General features: G+C 71.7%; 10 protein-coding genes. 5 read left to right on the forward strand and 5 right to left on the reverse strand.

Annotated elements, in window-relative coordinates:
- Positions 1-105 precede the first annotated feature (105 nt).
- Both ACZK5D_RS15310 and ACZK5D_RS15315 read left to right on the forward strand, forming a co-directional pair.
- Positions 106-1,515: a phage tail sheath family protein gene (locus ACZK5D_RS15310; RefSeq protein WP_458995702.1), complete on the forward strand. Its 1,410-nt coding sequence runs from the start codon at positions 106-108 to the stop codon at positions 1,513-1,515.
- A gap of 32 nt (positions 1,516-1,547) precedes the next feature.
- Positions 1,548-2,420 (forward strand): hypothetical protein, encoded by an 873-nt coding sequence (locus tag ACZK5D_RS15315; RefSeq protein WP_458995703.1) that lies wholly within the window; start codon positions 1,548-1,550, stop codon positions 2,418-2,420.
- 166 nt (positions 2,421-2,586) lie between these two features.
- Here ACZK5D_RS15315 and ACZK5D_RS15320 read toward each other — a convergent pair whose 3' ends face one another.
- From ACZK5D_RS15320 to ACZK5D_RS15335, 4 genes are read right to left on the reverse strand one after another with little or no spacing between them, the layout of a single operon-like run.
- Positions 2,587-3,834 carry a glycoside hydrolase family 1 protein gene (locus ACZK5D_RS15320; RefSeq protein WP_463665902.1) on the reverse strand — a complete coding sequence of 416 codons (1,248 nt, stop codon included), beginning with the start codon at positions 3,832-3,834 and terminating at the stop codon, positions 2,587-2,589.
- Positions 3,835-3,863: 29 nt separating this feature from the next.
- Positions 3,864-6,011, reverse strand: coding sequence for a hypothetical protein (locus ACZK5D_RS15325; protein WP_463665903.1), 2,148 nt, complete (start codon positions 6,009-6,011; stop codon positions 3,864-3,866).
- Entirely contained in the window at positions 6,008-7,453 is a 1,446-nt protein-coding gene (locus tag ACZK5D_RS15330) for a glycoside hydrolase family 43 protein (protein ID WP_463665904.1), read from the reverse strand. The genes ACZK5D_RS15325 and ACZK5D_RS15330 overlap by 4 nt, the downstream gene beginning before the upstream one ends.
- Positions 7,454-7,497: 44 nt before the next feature.
- Positions 7,498-8,145 (reverse strand): TetR/AcrR family transcriptional regulator, encoded by a 648-nt coding sequence (locus ACZK5D_RS15335; protein WP_463665905.1) that lies wholly within the window; start codon positions 8,143-8,145, stop codon positions 7,498-7,500.
- A 127-nt stretch (positions 8,146-8,272) separates the two neighbouring features.
- On the opposite strand from ACZK5D_RS15335, the gene ACZK5D_RS15340 reads away from it, so the two are divergent.
- From ACZK5D_RS15340 to ACZK5D_RS15350, 3 genes are read left to right on the forward strand one after another with little or no spacing between them, the layout of a single operon-like run.
- On the forward strand, positions 8,273-9,736 hold the full coding sequence (locus ACZK5D_RS15340) for an MFS transporter (RefSeq protein WP_463665906.1): 1,464 nt from the start codon (positions 8,273-8,275) through the stop codon (positions 9,734-9,736).
- Positions 9,733-12,192 (forward strand): glycoside hydrolase family 2 TIM barrel-domain containing protein, encoded by a 2,460-nt coding sequence (locus ACZK5D_RS15345; protein WP_463665907.1) that lies wholly within the window; start codon positions 9,733-9,735, stop codon positions 12,190-12,192. Before ACZK5D_RS15340 ends, ACZK5D_RS15345 begins: the two co-directional genes overlap by 4 nt.
- Entirely contained in the window at positions 12,185-14,458 is a 2,274-nt protein-coding gene (locus ACZK5D_RS15350; RefSeq protein WP_463665908.1) for a glycoside hydrolase family 3 N-terminal domain-containing protein, read from the forward strand. Before ACZK5D_RS15345 ends, ACZK5D_RS15350 begins: the two co-directional genes overlap by 8 nt.
- 233 nt (positions 14,459-14,691) lie before the next feature.
- On the opposite strand, the gene ACZK5D_RS15355 is transcribed toward ACZK5D_RS15350, so the two are convergent.
- On the reverse strand, positions 14,692-15,750 hold the full coding sequence (locus tag ACZK5D_RS15355) for an IS110 family RNA-guided transposase (RefSeq protein ID WP_458994410.1): 1,059 nt from the start codon (positions 15,748-15,750) through the stop codon (positions 14,692-14,694).
- Positions 15,751-16,021: the final 271 nt, after the last annotated feature.

Raw genomic sequence — 16,021 nt, forward strand, 5'->3', positions numbered from 1 at the left:
CCGCGCCGAACCCGCGCCGAACCCGCCGAACCCGCGCCGAACGCGCGCCGCCCCGCCGCCGCGCCTCCCCTTGCAGGGTGCCCGGAGGTCAGTCAGAGTAGTGAGATGCCCTACATCGAGGAGATCCCCGCCGCGACGTCCATCCCGCCGCTGCCCACCTCCGTGACGGGCCTCGTCGGCGCCTGCGGCCAGGGTCCGATCGGCACCCCCGTCATCGTCACCAGCGCAGGCGAGTACCACGCCATCTTCGGGCCCAGCCTCGACGCGGCCCAGCCGCTCGGCCACGCCGTCGACCTGTTCTTCGCCAACGGCGGCACCCGGGCGGTGGTCGTCAGGGCGGCCGGTCCCACCCCCGACGAGCTCGTCCCGTCCGACGGCGAGGCCGGCCTCCGCGCCCTCGAGAAGTCGGGCGTCACGGTGCTCGTTGTCCCCGGTCTCACCGCCGCCCACGCGCCGCAGGTGAGCCGCGCCCTCGCCTTCTGCGCCGCGCACCGGGCCGTGCTGCTCCTCGACCTGCCCCCGGGCCCCTTCACGGCGGGCACGAGGACGACGGTGCAGCAGACGGGCCCGCACCGGGAGAGGGTCGCGGCCTACCACCCGTGGGTCACGGTGGGTGGGGTCGCGGTCCCGCCGTCGGGCGCCGTCGCCGGGGCGATCGCCCGGACCGACGCGGCCCGCGGCGTCTGGAAGGCGCCAGCCAACGTCGAACTGCGCGGCATCGACGGGCTCACCGAGGCACTCGACGACGCCGCCAACGAGGCGCTGATCCAGGACGGCGTCAACGCGCTGCGCGAGTTCGCGGGTCGCGGCCGGCTGATCTGGGGGGCCCGCACGCTGGCCGGCGCGGAGAGCACCGAGCCGGCATCGCGCTACCTTCCAGTCCGCCGACTCACCGACCACATCGTCGGATCGCTGACAGCGGGACTGGGGTTCGTCGTGTTCGAGCCCAACGATGAACCGCTCTGGCTGCGGGTGCGGGCCCTGGCGGAGAACTTCCTGGACGGCCTCTGGCGCGCAGGCGCGTTCCAGGGCGACAAGGCCGAGCACGCCTACGGGGCGCGGTGCGGGCTCGCCGTCACCATGACCCAGGCGGACGTGGATGCCGGGCGCCTCATCCTCGAGGTGTTCTTCGCCGCCGTGCGCCCGGCCGAGTTCGAGGTTCAGCGATTGACGCTGCAGACCCAGGCGCCCGACGCCGCCCCGGCCGACGGTGATGCCCGGCCCCTGCGGCTGGACGGCCGCCTGCTCCGCCCGCGGACGCTGCGCACCGTCGACCTCTCGCAGGTGGTGTCGCGCTACATCGGCGAGACCGAGAAGAACCTGGCCGAGCTGTTCGACGCCGCGGAGAGCAGCGGTGCGGTGCTGCTCTTCGACGAGGCCGACGCGCTGTTCGGCAGGCGCACCGGCGTCCGAGACGCCCACGACCGGTACGCCGACCAGGGGATCCGTCGCCTCATCGAACGGCTGTCGAAGGAGCGCGGCGTCGAGGTGCGCTGGACCCCGCCAAGCACCTAGTACAAGAGGCGCCGGCGGCCCTAGCATGAGCCATGCCCTACCCGTCGCAGCAGGACGTCGCGGCGATCGTCGCGATCACGGACCCGGTGGTCCGCAACGCGGCCATCACCGCCTGCTACCGCGACCTCTCGCTCGCCTTCGCCGACCTCCTCGGCCGGGTCGACGTCAACTGGCTCGCCTTCGGCGCGTGGGCCAGCGGGTCGGCGGGGCGGGTGATCCGCGGCGAGGGCCTGCCCCTGAACCTGGACCTCGGCACCTCAGCGGCGGTGGGTGAGGGCAACCGCGCCATCATCGCCGACGTCGGGCCGAGGTTCGTCCGCTGGCTCGACGAGGTGGCCCGCGCCGGCGGCCCCACCCGGATGGCGCTGGAGGTGGCCGTCGCCGATCCGCTGTTCGAGGGGGCTCCTGACCTGGCCGCAGGCTTGGCGGCCTATCAGACCGCGCTCGAGCTGCGTTCCCTCAGCGCGCAGGCCGAGCTCGACGACGAGGCGGACCGCGCCGTCGCCGAGTTGATGCTGCTGGGGAACGTGAGGATCGCGGCGCATGAGCAGTGGATCGCGGACGCGATGATCGACCGGGCCATGCCGCTGGGCGGGCTGTTCGGGCGCCTCGCCACCAGGTTCGTCGAGGTCTACACCCCCGACGGTCCGGTGGACGTGTGCCGGGAGGTGCCATGTCCGTCGTATCTGGGCGGCCCGAGGTTCCCCGCGGTGCTCGACCACCTCACCCAGGCAGACCTGTGCGGCCTGGCCGAGCGGTTCGATCACGCGCTGACCGTCGACGTGACCGACAGCGCGGCCACCACCTGGGAGTGCTTCGACGAGCGGATGGGCTTCATCTTCGCCTTCTTCCGCGCGTACGCCCGCGACGCCCGGTTCTTCGACGCGCCCACCCTCGCTGGTTGAGCCGGGCCGCAAGGAGCGACGCGACGCGCGCGCGTGTCGAAACCGACGTGAGTTCACCAGCGACGCGGTGGGCACGGTCCTCGAACCGTGCGCGGGTCGGTTTCGACACGCGCTGAGCCGCGGGCGGCTCGGCGCGGCTCAACCAGCGGAGAAGGGGTCGGTTAGCTCAGAGGGCCTCTCCGTTCGACGCCGCGACCGTTCCCAGCCACGCCAGGCTGGGCTTCGGGTGGCGGGCGAAGTCGGTGGCGCGGTCCACCGCGATCAGGCCGAACGTCGGCGCCCAGCTGCCCCACTCGTAGTTGTCCAGCAGCGACCAGTGGCAGTAGCCGCGCACGTCCACGCCGTCGGCCACCGCGTCGATCATGCCCCGCAGCGCGCCCCGCGTGTACTCGATGCGGCGGGTGTCGTCGGTGGTGGCGATGCCGTTCTCGGTGACCAGCAGCGGGATGCCGTACATCTCCCACACGCGGCGCAGGTTGATGCCCAGCGCGTCGGGGCGGTAGGCCCAGCCGGTGAGCGTGTTGTCCGGGCTGTCCGGGTGGGGGACCACGCCGTCGGGGCCGACGTCCTGGCTGGTGTAGCTCTGGATGCCGACGAAGTCGTCGCCGGCGCTGCCCTCGTAGTACACGCCCTCCCACTGGTGGAAGACCTTCTCCCAGACCGCCTCGTTCCCGGGCGTGGGCATGAACGCCTGGGCCGCGACCGCCCAGCCCACCTTCGCCGACGTCGTGCGCCGCAGCACCTCGACGGCGGCGCGATGCATGGCGGTGATCGCGGCGGCCAGCTCGTAGGGCGGCATGGGCATGGCGGCCATGTCGACGGTCGGCTGGCCCGCCTCGCGGCCGGGGGTGGCCTCGGCGGACTCGCCGGCGCCGGCTGCGGCCGCCTCCTGCGCCCGCTGCTGCATCAGTTGGCCGAGGCCGAACAGCGCGAGGATGTTGGGCTCGTTGATAGTGACCACCCAGCCCACGTCGTGGAGGATCTCGCTGACGAACTCCGTGTACGCGGCGAACCGCTGCGCCGCGTCGGGGCGGAGCGAGCCGCCGCCCGCCGCGAACCACTGCGGGTAGGTGAAGTGGTGCAGGGTGACGACGGGGGTCACGCCGTGCTCGTGGCAGGCGTCGATCATGTCGCGGTAGTGCAGCAGCGCGGCGCGGCTGAACAGCCCGTCGGCGGGCTCGATGCGGGCCCACTCGATGCTGAACCGGTACGTGCTGAGCCCACCCTCGGCCAGCAGCCGGATGTCGTCGCGGTAGCGGTGCCAGGAGTCGCAGGCGGAGCCGCTGGGCTCCTGCAGGTGGGGCGCCAGGCCGGAGTGCTCGGCAGCCCAGAAGTCGGAGTTGTAGTTGTCGCCCTCGATCTGGTGGGCGGCGGTGGCCGCGCCCCAGAGGAAGTCGGGTCGAAGTGTGGTCATGGTCTCTCTCGTCGGTGAGGGGGTCGGGATCAGGGCCAGGCGACGAGGCCCTCGTGGGCCACGAGCCAGGTGCCGTCGTCGGGGATGCCGGGCATCGGAGGGCCGCCCTCCCAGCCGGCCACCATGAGCGACACGGCCGCCAGCAGCCCGCCGTTGCCGGGCAGGTAGAGGGGGAGGAAGGAGCCCATGGCCGGGTTGTGGCCAGCGGGGTCGTAGCGGTTCTTGACGCCCTCGCGGAGCAGGAGCTCGACGGCGGCGTCACCGTCGAGCAGGCGCGCGGCCGTCATGGCCATGGTGGCGTAGTCCCAGCCCCAGGCGGAGTCCCACTCCCAGGCACCGCGGACCCAGCCGAGGGTGTCGCGCATCACGGCGGCGTCGATCAGCGGCGTCTCCGGCAGGAAGCCGAGGGCCAGCAGCATGGAGGGGTGGTCGTCGGTGCGCGACTCCCCGCCCCCCGCGACGGCCGCGTAGTGGCCGCCGTCGAGCGACGGGTGAGCGAGCCCGGCCCGCACCCGGTCCCAGGCGGGCACCCGCTCCAGGCCGCGACGCTCGCGGAAGCGCTGCGCCAACTCCAGGCCGAACCACCAGTAGGCCAGCTCGAACGTGGGGTCCTCGGTCTCGGCCGCCTTGTAGAACTCCTGCGCGGGCATCACGGGCGGGCCGAGGTGGAACACGCCGTCCACCTCGTCGGCGAAGTCCGCCATGAAGTGGGCGGTGTCGTCGAGCAGCGGGCCGAGGCGCTCCAGCAGCGCCTCCGCCGCGGGCGCGTCGACGGCGCGGCTGAGCAGGTCCGCGAAGTACAGGAGGTGCGGCTGCTGCCACACCAGCAGCGAGCCGATGTCGGAAGGTGACTCCCGCCCGTCCGGCCCGATCTGCTTCGGCCACCGGGCGCCGGCGTAGCCCTGCTGCGCGGCGGTCTCCCGGGCGCGCGCGTGCACGGACTCGTACCAGCCGAGGCTGCGCTCGAGAAGCTCGGGCCTGCCCCAGGCGGGGAAGTGCGCGGCGTGCCACCAGTGCATCTCGAGGTGGAACTTGCCGGACCAGGAGTTGGTGACGAAGCCGGTCTCCTGCGGCGGGGTGAGCCCGCCGCCGTGGACGCGGGTGAGGTACTGCGACAGCACCACCCGGCGCTCCAGCTCGTGGGCGCGCGGGTCCGAGGAGCCGGCGAAGTCCACCGCGGCGCCGGAGCTCCAGAACTGCTCCCAGAACGCGGCCGCGGAGGCCAGGACGCCGTCGACGGTGCCCTCGGGGCGCGGGTCGCGCGGGCCGAGCTCGCTGCCGGGGCCGGCCACCGGCACGAAGGACGCCACCACGTCGAGCGCCTCGCCGGTGGCGGTGAGCTCGACGGCGTGGCCGTCCAGCGCGCCGAGCGAGGCGTCGGTCCAGGCGAGCGCGACGTCGTAGGCGGTGTCGTCGAGCCGGCGACGGATGGTGGCCGATCCCTCGGCCGCGTCGGCCACCTCGGTGACGTGCGCCTCCGGCTTGGTCCAGTCCGCGGCGGGCGTGAAGCTGGGGTTGGGGGAGGGGAAGGCGAGGCGTACGCGCACCTGCCCGGTGGCCAGCAGCGGCGACACCACCCGCGTGCCCACCACCGACGCGTCCCCGTGCGCCGCCGTCGTCACCTCGACCGGCCGGCCCAGGTACCGGAACCGGCTGACGATCCGGCCGTGCCACAGGTCCAGCCGGACCTCGAGGTCCGTCAGCGCCGAGGGGTCGGTCTCCGGCTCCGCGTCGGCGGTGGGGCGCAGGGCGAGGCCGAGGCGGCCGAGGTCTATCCGCTGGGGGTTGTTGATCAGCCACATGCCGGCGAGATCGGCCCGGTCCGGGGTCTTGCCGGCCATCAGGTCGTGCATCGACGGCCGGTCCGGGTAGCGCACGGGGCCGCGGCGGGTCTCGTACGGGCTCATCGCGTCGTCGAGCACGTAGTCGTCAGGGTTGGGGTAGGCGTGCCAGCCCCAGCTGCTCATGGTGCAGGTCTCGGTGGTCCGCGCGCCCCGCGGGTCGGTCATGTCCGCCCCGCGGGCGAGGCGGGGGGTGTGGAAGTCGGTGAACGTCTGGAGGCCGGTGACGTCGGCCGTGAAGCCGAAGTCGCCGTTGCCCACGCTCAGCACCACCCCGGGATCCGCCGAGGTGAGGACCACGTCATGGCGGCCGACCAGTGCGCTGCGGTCGATCACGCCTGGGCTCCCTCAGAGCTGTACGTGAAGCGACGGCACCGCGCCGTCCCCGCCACCGCGGCCACGCCGACCATGCGCCCGGTGAAGCCGCCGGCCACCTCGGTGGACACGTAGCGGCCGTCGATCTCGGCCAGCTCCTCCCAACCGTCGTCGGTGAGCGCGGACAGGGTGATGACGTCCGGCTGGCTGGCGGGCCATCCCCCGACCAGCGCGGGGATCGCGGCGGAGAGCCGCAGGGTGACCGACGGCGTCGTTCGGGCGCACGAGCCCAGCACCTGCCGCACGGGGCCGATCTGGGCGACGGTCGAGACGGACTCGGGGCCGGCCTCGACGGCGTACCAGTGGGCATCGTCGAGCCAGACCATCAGCCGGCCCTCGCCCTCGATCTCGGCGGTGGCGCTCCAGCTGTGGTCCATGAGGCGCATGAACACCGGCCGGGCGCCCGCACCCGCGTCGAGGGTGAGGCCGTCGGCGCCGGTGGCGACGCCGCGACGGTCCCCCGACGGCGAGACCCAGCGGGCGTGCAGGGCGCCGGTGAAGTCGTCGTCGACGCCGTGGTCGCGCGCCGGGTAGTCCTCGGCCGGGTCCACGAACACCGGCCAGCCGTCCACCCACTCGACGGGGGACAGGAACGTCTCGCGGCCCAGCACGTGGAACTCGGGGAACCCGCCGTGGGGGCGGGTGCCGTGGTAGACGGCGAACCACTGGCCGCCCGGGCCCTCGACGAGGTCCGCGTGGCCCGTGCTCTGCACGGGGTGGTCGGTGGAGCGGTGCGTGAGGATGGGATTGGCGGGGTTGCCCTCGAAGGGGCCGAGGGGCGAGCGGCCGCGCGCCACGCTCACGCTGTGCCCGCGGTCGGTGCCGCCCTCGGCGATCAGCAGGTACCACCAGCCGCCCACCCGGTAGAGGTGCGGCCCCTCAGGGTTGCGCATGCCGGTGCCGTTCCAGAGCGGCCGGGGCCCGTCGAGGACCTCGCCGGTGGCGGGGTTCACCGTCACCTGCTGTATCCCGTCCGGGAAGCCGCACCACGTGACCAGGCAGGTGCCGTCCTCATCCCAGGCGATGTCCGGATCGATGCCCACGACGGGGATCCGCACCGGATCCGACCACGGCCCCTCCAGGCTGTCGGCCGTGAAGAGGTGCTGGCCGGAGCCGATCTCCACCATGTTGGTGGTGATGAACCAGAACTTCCCGTCGTGGTGGCGCAGCGTGGAGCCGTAGATGCCCGACGACGCCCCGCCGGTGGTGAGGTCCGCCTGCTCCGGGCGCGTGACCACGTTGCCCACCTGCTCCCACTCCACCAGGTCCGTGCTGCGGTGGACCGGCGCGCCCGGGAAGTACTCGAAGCTCGAGTGCGCCAGCGCGTACCCGTCGGGGGTCCGGCAGACCGTGGGGTCCGACCAGAAGCCGGGCAGGACGGGGACGGTGTTGCGGTGGCTCATGGTGTCCTTTCGACGACGGTGTCGCGTGTGGGTGGGGGTGGGGGTCAGATGCGGGCCAGAAGGTCCTCGACGGCCTGGCGCGCCTCCATGGCCGCCTGTCCGCTGATCTCGCGGAAGGCGCGCAGGATGGAATCGGCCAGGTCGAAGTCCCGCCTGATCAGCCACTGCTGCTGGAGGCCGTCCCAGACGGCGACGAACATCCGGGCCATCTCGAGCGGGTCCCGGTCCGGGTGCGCCCGGCCGGATTCCTGCATGGAGGAGATGACGCTGGTCATCCCCTCCAGCGCCTGATCGTAGTGGCGCTGGTAGTACTCGTGCGCGGGGTGGGCCGGGTCCTGGGCGGCCGCGGCGAGCGCAACCTGGAGCTGGAGCCGCCGGTCGTCGGCCTGGGCCCGCGCCGCCAGCTCTTCGATGACCGCCTCAAGGCCGTCGGCGGTCCGGGGGAGGTTCGTTCGCGACGTGGTCATGGTGCGGTCGAAGTGCTCGACGGCGGCCACCAGCAGGTGGTCCCGGGAGGGGAAGTGGTAGAGCATGGTGCGCTCGCTGATGCCGGCCCGTTCCGCCACGGCCGCCGTCGTGAGGCTGGGGTGCCCCACCTCCATCACGATCTCGTAGGCCGCCTCCGCGATCTGGGCGCGCCGCTCCGCAGTCTTTGCGTAGGGCCCCCGCGGGCCACGTGGTGCTGTCGTCATCGGTCAACCTCCGAGCCCTAATCTACAGCAGGTTTCCAAATTTGTCTCGCCGCAGGGTTGACGTTCCGTCTAAATTGGGTGTGTACTTCATATTGAATCGGAGTCAACGACGACAGGAAGACCACTGATGTCCACCTCAACCCTCACCCGCGCCGAACGACGCACCGCGAAACGCTCCGCCCCCGACTACGTGGGCGCGGTCAAGACCTTCGGATGGTCGTCGCGCGGCTTCTCGCTGGCGGCGAACTTCATCGTGCTGGGGTACTTCACCCTCTACGCCACCGACACCCTCGGCCTGTCCGCAGGCCTCGTCGGCACCCTCCTGCTGGTGAGCAAGATCTTCGACGGCTTCACCGACCTGGTCGCGGGCTATGTCGTCGACCGCACCAGGACGCGGTGGGGCCGAGCCCGTCCGTACGAGTGGGCGATCGTCGGGGTGTGGGCCTGCAACTGGCTCCTGTTCTCCGTCCCGGACCTGGGCACGGTGGGCAAGGCGATCTGGATCTTCGTCACCTACACCTTCGTGAACTCGATCTTCGCCACGCTGTGCTACGCCAACCAGACCCTGTACATGGCGCGGGCGTTCAACTCGCGCGGGGCCTACGCCAAGCTCAACGCCGCGCAGGGCGTCATCATCACCGTCGGCGCCATGATCCTCAGCATCGCCCTGCCGATGATCCTCAACTGGGCCGGCAAGGACCCGGGCCGCTGGTCCAACGCCATGCTGCTGATCTCGATCCCGATCGTCATCATCGGGCTCGGGCGCTTCTTCCTGGTCAAGGAGATCTACGAGACCGAGGCCACCGACGAGAAGATCCGCTGGTCCGACATCAAGACGGTGCTGGGCGACAACAGGTGGATCTGGATGCTCGGCGGGCTCGGGCTGCTGAGCAACATCCCCACCAACACCGGCGCCGCCGGCTACTACTTCCGCTACATCGTCGGCGACCTCGGCGCCCTGTCGGTGGTGCTCTTCGCCGGCATTCTTGCGCTGCCGGCCGTGCTGTTCATCCCCAGGATGATGCGCCGCTTCACGCTCTCGCGCCTGATCATGATCGGCCAGGCGCTGGCGATCGTGGGCGCAGCCATCGCCACCTTCGCTGGCGCGAGCATCCCGCTGCTGGCTGTCGCGGCCGTCATCGGAGGCATCGGCGTGCTGCCCGTCTCGTACATGGTGGGCGTCCTGCTCATCGACGCCGCCACCTACAACGAGTGGCGGGGCAACCGTCGCCTCGAGTCCACGCTGAGCTCCATCCACGGCTTCGCGTCGAAGATCGGCCAGGGCTTCGCGCTCGCCGGCGCCGGCCTGTTCCTCGGCGCGTTCGGCTACGACGGCACCGCCGAGACCCAGTCCGATTCCGCCCTCTTCGCCATCCACGCCCTCTACACCTGGATCCCCGCCGTCGTGGCGCTGGCCGCGATCGTGCTGCTGAAGTTCTACAAGCTCGACGCCATGCTGCCCCAGATCCACGCGGACCTGGAGGCCCGCGGCGGCGAGACCGCCCCCGCCGAGCCCTTCGGCGCCGAGGCCGCCAAGTCCGAGGGCGTCATCACCCTTGCCGACGAGTTGAAGGAGGGCGACCACCGATGAGCCGCACCCTGTTCGATCACGGGTGGGAGTGGACCCGCGCCGACGCCGCCTCCTGGCGGGGCGTCGACCTCCCCCACGACGCGATGCTGCACGAGCAGCGCAACGCCACCTCGGACAACGGCAGCCACACCGGGTGGTTCCCCGGCGGGACCTACGTCTACCGCAGGACGTGGCGCGCGCCGGCCGACCCGGGCCGCGTGAGCCTGTTCTTCGAGGGCGTCTACCGGAAGGCGCGCGTGCTCGTCAACGGCACCGAGGCCGGGGGCTGCCTGGGTGGCTACACCGAGTTCGAGGTGCGCATCGACCACCTGATCGAACGGGGATCCAACAACCTCATCGAGGTGCACGTCGACAACTCCGAGGAACCCAACAGCCGCTGGTACTCCGGCTCCGGCATCTACCGCCACGTGTGGCTGCTGGAGCAGGGCCCGGTCCGCATCCGTCCCGGAGGCGTGCATCTGGTCACCCGCTCGCTCGGCGCCACCGCGACCGTGGCGGCGACGGTGGAGCTCGACAACGACGAGCGCCGCCCCGTCGAGGTGGCCGTGTCGCTGCGGCGGGAGGGCTCCCGGGCCGAGGCGTCGGCGCATGTCGACGGCGCCGCCGTCGCCCTGGAGCTCCAGGTGCCCGACGCCCGGCCGTGGTCGGCCGAGCGCCCGGACCTGTACGACGTGACCGTCGAGGTCATCGCCGACGGCGAGGTCCTTGACCGCCAGGAGCTGCGGACCGGCCTGCGCACCATCGAGGTCGACGCCGCCCGCGGGCTGCGGATCAACGGCGTCACCACCCTGCTGCGCGGGGCCTGTGTTCACCACGACTCCGGCGTCCTGGGCGGGGCCACGTTCCGCGCGGCCGAGTTCCGGCGCGCCCGGATCCTCAAGGAGCAGGGCTTCAACGCCATCCGCAGCTCCCACAACCCGCTCTCCCGCGACTTTCTGGACGCGTGCGACGAGGTGGGCCTCTACGTCATGGACGAGTCCACCGACGTGTGGTTCCGCACCAAGACCGCCCACGACGCCGCCCTCCACTTCGCAGAGACATGGGAGGCGGAGCTCGAGTCGATGGTCCGGAAGGACCGCTGCCACCCGTCGGTGATCATGTATTCGGTCGGCAACGAGGTGGCCGAGAGCGGCACCCCCGAGGGCATCGAGGCGGCGCGCCTCATGGTGGCGCACGTCAAGAAGTTCGACGACTCCGTGCCGGTGACCGCCGGCATCAACCTCATGCTCAACATGTCCGCGGCTAAGGGCAAGGACGTCTTCGAGGGCCACGAGAAGCAGAACGAGAAGAACAAGCAGGGTGCCGCGGCGGCCAAGCCGAGGCGCAACGCGCTCACCAGCACCGGCTACAACCTGCTCGTCAGCAAGATGGGCTCGCTGATGGCGAAGGCCGCGGCGCTGCCCGCGGCGGACAAGGCGAGCCGCGGGGTCTTCGACGTCCTGGACGTGGCCGGCTACAACTACGCGCACGCCCGCTACCGCAAGGACGGCAAGCTCCACCCCCGTCGCGTCATCGTCGGCACCGAGACCATGCCGTTCCACATCGCCGGCAACTGGGCGATGGTCAAGGAGCTGCCCTACGTCGTCGGTGACTTCATGTGGACCGGCTGGGACTACCTCGGCGAGGCGGGCATCGGCACCTGGACCTACGGCGACGAGTCGAGCGCGTTCGCCAAGCCGTACCCGTACCTGGCGGCCGGCCCCGGCGCCATCGACATCACGGGCGTCCCCGGGGCGCCCATGGCGCTGGCCCGGGCCGTGTGGGAACAGACCGACGAGCCCGCGATCTTCGTCCGCCCGCTCGACCGCGACACCCGTCGCACCAACCGCGCCGCCTGGCGCGCCACCGACGCGGTGGCCAGCTGGGCCTGGCCGGCCGGCGACGGCCGGCGGGCCGAGATCGAGGTCTACTCCGCCGCAGACGAGGTGGAGCTCCTCCTCAACGGCAGGTCGCTCGGCGTCAAGCGCGCCGGCCGCCGGGCGGGGTTCGTGGCCAGGTTCCGCACCCCCTATGAGCGGGGCACCCTCGAGGCGGTCGCCCGCAGGCAGGGCCGGGAGGTCGGCCGCTCCGCGCTCGCCTCCTCCTCCGGCTCGCTTCGGCTGCGGGTCCAGCCCGACAGGAGCGTCCTCGACGCCGACGGGCAGGACCTCGCGCACCTGGCCATCGAGCTCGTCGACGGCGCGGGCACCGTCGTGATGCTGAGCGGCGAGGAGGTGGAGGTCGTCGTCGACGGCCCCGCGACCCTGGCCGGCCTCGGCAGCGCCGACCCCGCGCCGTTGGGCTCCTACACGGACCCCCGCGACCAGCTGTTCCGCGGCCGCGCCCTGGCGGTCATCCGCGCCACCACCGAGCCCGGCGACGTGCGGGTGAGCGTCCGCTCCCGCGCCCACGGCGAGGCCGTCGCCACCCTCACCACCACCGTCCCCACCCCCCGAGGAGTACTGACCCATGCCTGAGTTCGCCTACCAGGACCCGACGCTGCCCGTCGCCGAGCGCGTCGAGGACCTCCTCGGCCGGATGTCGCTGGAGGAGAAGGCAGGTCAGCTGACCCAGTACTTCTACTTCGGCTTCCCCGCCGAGATGACCGAGGGGATCGACCTCGATTCTCTGTCCGAGGAGCACCGGGCCTTCGCCCAGCAGCCTCAGATGGTGGAGGCGGCGTTGGGTCGCGGCGGGGCGGGGTCGCTGCTGTTCGTCCGCGAGGCCGCTGAGGCCAACAGGTTGCAGCGGATGGCCGTCGAGGGGAGCAGGTGGGGCATCCCGCTGCTGTTCGGCTTCGACGTCATCCACGGCTTCCGCACCATCTTCCCCGCGCCGATCGCGCTCGCCGCGTCGTGGGACCCGGAGGCGGCGGAGCGCGCCCAGCGGGTCGCGGCGCGCGAGGCCCGCGCCGTCGGCATCCACTGGACGTTCGCGCCCATGGTCGACGTCGCCCGCGACCCCCGCTGGGGCCGCATCTTCGAGGGCGCCGGCGAGGACCCGGTGCTCGGCGCCGCGATGGCGGCGGCCCAGGTGCGCGGGTTCCAGGGCGACGGCGGCGCCGAGTCCGTGATCGCGGGCCCGAAGCACTTCGCCGGCTACGGCGCGGCCCGCGGCGGCCGCGACTACGACGACGCTGAGATCTCCGACTCTGAGCTGCACAACGTGTACTTCCCGCCGTTCAAGGCCGCGATCGACGCGGGCGCGGGCAACGTGATGAGCGCCTACATGGACCTCAACGGCGTGCCGGCCAGCGGCAACCGCAGCCTGCTCACGGAGATGCTGCGCGACGAACTGGGCTTCGACGGGTTCGTCGTCAGTGACGCCAACGCCGTGCGCTCGCTGGAGACCCAGCACTTCGCCAAGGACCTCACCGACGCGGGCGCCCGCGCCGTCAACGCGGGCCTCGACATGGAGATGTGCATGATGGACCCCGCGTACTCGCGCCTGCCGGAGGCCGTCGGGCAGGGGCTGGTCGAGGAGGCCACAATCGACCTCGCCGTCCGCCGCGTGCTCGCCGCGAAGTTCGCCGCCGGGCTGTTCGAGCAGCCCTTCGCCGATGAGGCCGCCACCGCCGGGGTGCTCGCCGCGGCAGCGCACCGCGACGCCGCGCAGGAGGCGGCCGAGCGCACCTTCGTGCTGCTCAAGAACGACGGCGCACTCCCGCTGCGCCCGGGGGACGGGGCCCGGATCGCGGTGCTCGGCCACCTCGCCGACTCTCCCCGCGACACCCTCGGCCCCTGGGTCTTCGCCCACGACACCGCCGAGGCGGTCTCCATCCTCGACGGGCTCACGCGGCGCGCCGGCGACGGCGTGACGGTCGGCTACGCGCCCGCGACGGCGGTGCCCGAGAGGCTGTACCCGTCGATGTTCGACCAGCAGGAGCACGGTGGCCTGCCCCGGACGCCGGACGGATTCGACGAGGACGCCGAGCTGGACCGCGCCGTCGCGCTGGCGGAGGCCTCGGACGTCGCCGTCGTGGTGGTGGGGCAGCCGCAGAACATGATCGGGGAGAACGCCTCGGCTTCGACGCTGGACCTGCCCGGGCGGCAGCTGGAGCTGCTGCAGCGGGTCCACGCCACGGGCACGCCGACGGTGGTGCTCGTGATGTCGGGCCGCCCGCTGGACCTGCGCTGGGCCGACGAGCACGCCGCCGCGATCCTTCAGGTCTGGTACCCCGGCACCCGCGGCGGCGACGCCGTGGCCCGCGCCCTCTTCGGAGACGTGTCCCCGGCGGGGCGGCTGCCGTTCACGTGGCCGCGCCACGTCGGCCAGGTGCCGATGGTCTACTCCCACTACCGGACCTTCGCCCCGCAGGACCAGGCCAAGCGCTACTGGGACGAGCCGAGCACCCCGCTCTACCCGTTCGGCCACGGGCTGTCGTACGGCAGCTTCGGGTACTCGGACCTGAGGGTGGCGGAGCGGCTCGCGGTGGGGGAGTCGACGGAGGTGTCGGTCACGGTGACCAACACCTCCGATGTCGCGGCCGACGAGGTGACACAGCTCTACATCCACCAGCGGTTCGGCACCTCCACGCGCCCGGTGCGCGAGCTGAAGGGGTTCCAGCGGATCCACCTGGCGGCGGGGGAGTCGCGGCAGGTCACCTTCGACCTCGGCCCGGACCAGCTGCGCTACTGGAGCACCGTGACGGAGGGGTGGGTGCAGGACGCCACCGTCGTCGACGTGTTCGTCGGCGCCGACTCGACCTGCACCCTGACGGCGACCATCGAGGTCACCGCCTGACCCCGCCCACCCATTGCTCCCACCGCGGGTTGAGCCGCGGGCGCGCGTCGCTTCGCTCCTTGCGGCAGGCCCGGGTGGGATCCGCTGATCCCGTCGCCCATGCTTCCCTCATCGCTGGTTCAGGTGCCCCTCCCGACTCTGGGTGAGGAGCCCCTTCCGCTGGCTGAGGTGCCGCGCAGCGGCCTCGAAGCCTAAGAAACGTGGGCTGACAAGGAACGTTATTTAGGACGCTCCTATGTTTTGTCAACCCCTTTTTCGAGGATTCTGAAGGTCTGGCGGGCGACGTATCGTTTGAGGCAGCGGCGGATCTCTCGCTTGGTTCGGCCTTCAGCGGTGCGGCGTTCGATGTAGGCCTTGGTGGCTGGGTCGTTGCGTTGTCTGCAGAGGATGATGGTGTGGATGGCCTGGTTGAGGTGGCGGTCGCCGGAGCGGTTAAGGCGGTGTCTGGTCTGTTGTGTGCCGCTGGTGGCCGGGATGGGGGCGGTTCCGGAGAGCATCGCGAATGCGGCCTCGGAGTGGACGCGTCCGGGATGGGACCACACCAGCAGCAGGCTCGCCGCGACGATCGGTCCGACGCCGTTGAGGTCGAGCAGGTCAGGGCGCCACTTCCTGACGATGTCGAGGATCTGCCGTTGCAGGGCCTTGGCGTAGAGCCGCAGCGACCGGGCCCGCTGTGCGAGTTCCTTCAGTACCGGCATCAGGATCCCGGTCAGGGGGTCGTCATTGGTGTGGGGTCGTAGTTTCAGGGCCTGGGTGACCATCGGGGCGGTCTTGCGGCCGGTGAACCGTGACCGGAGCTCGTCGGGGGCGGTGAGCACCATCGAGCGGAGTTGGCGTTCGGTGTCGGTGGCCTGCGTGATCGTCAGGTGTCTGCTGGTGACAAGGACCTGGAGCGCGGCACGGTCACCGGTGACCGCCCGCGGGGTGGACAGGGAGTCCCGGCCCAACGCGTCCCGGGCTGCCCGGACCGCGTCGATGGAGTCGGACTTTGCGCCGTTGCGGCGCTTGATCCGCTCTGGTCGGTCGACCTCGACCACCAGTTCGCCGGCCAGGGCGCGGGTCAGGCCGATGCCGTGGCTGTTGGTGCCCTCGATGGCCCACCCGCGCCGGCCGGGACGGGTGTGGGCCCAGTCGATGAGCTGCTGATAGCCGGCCGGGTCGGCCGGGGTCTTGATCGTGTCGAGCACCCCGCCGGTGACCGCGTCAACGGCCGCGGCGACGTGGAACTGCTCGTGGGTGTCGACCCCGATCACGAGGTCGACAAGCTCGCGGAGATTCTTCACACTGGACATGCGTCCCCTTCCATGGACGTCAACCATCGGGTTCCGATCCGGGCAGGGACTAGGCACAACTGTGATGGGACACAACCGGCGCTGCTGACGCTGGTTGGTCAAGCTCCTGAATCAGGCCACTGGTTTCTGCTCGGGTCGGGGTCGACGCTCACGCCGGACATGTCCTGACCAAGGCACCCGGAGGGCCAGCTTCGAGGAGAGTCACGACGCGACCGTCGATCCCAACAACACCACCAATGAGGTGGTGACACCAGACTCACAGCTTCGAGGC

The sequence above is a fragment of the Tessaracoccus yangjingae genome (assembly GCF_055326235.1).

Coding starts and splice junctions, on each gene's coding strand:
- ACZK5D_RS15310 (WP_458995702.1), top strand. CDS start 106: ATGCCCTACATCGAGGAGATCCCCGCCGCGACGTCCATCCCGCCGCTG.
- ACZK5D_RS15315 (WP_458995703.1), top strand. CDS start 1,548: ATGCCCTACCCGTCGCAGCAGGACGTCGCGGCGATCGTCGCGATCACG.
- ACZK5D_RS15320 (WP_463665902.1), bottom strand. CDS start 3,834: ATGACCACACTTCGACCCGACTTCCTCTGGGGCGCGGCCACCGCCGCC.
- ACZK5D_RS15330 (WP_463665904.1), bottom strand. CDS start 7,453: ATGAGCCACCGCAACACCGTCCCCGTCCTGCCCGGCTTCTGGTCGGAC.
- ACZK5D_RS15335 (WP_463665905.1), bottom strand. CDS start 8,145: ATGACGACAGCACCACGTGGCCCGCGGGGGCCCTACGCAAAGACTGCG.
- ACZK5D_RS15340 (WP_463665906.1), top strand. CDS start 8,273: ATGTCCACCTCAACCCTCACCCGCGCCGAACGACGCACCGCGAAACGC.
- ACZK5D_RS15345 (WP_463665907.1), top strand. CDS start 9,733: ATGAGCCGCACCCTGTTCGATCACGGGTGGGAGTGGACCCGCGCCGAC.
- ACZK5D_RS15350 (WP_463665908.1), top strand. CDS start 12,185: ATGCCTGAGTTCGCCTACCAGGACCCGACGCTGCCCGTCGCCGAGCGC.
- ACZK5D_RS15355 (WP_458994410.1), bottom strand. CDS start 15,750: ATGTCCAGTGTGAAGAATCTCCGCGAGCTTGTCGACCTCGTGATCGGG.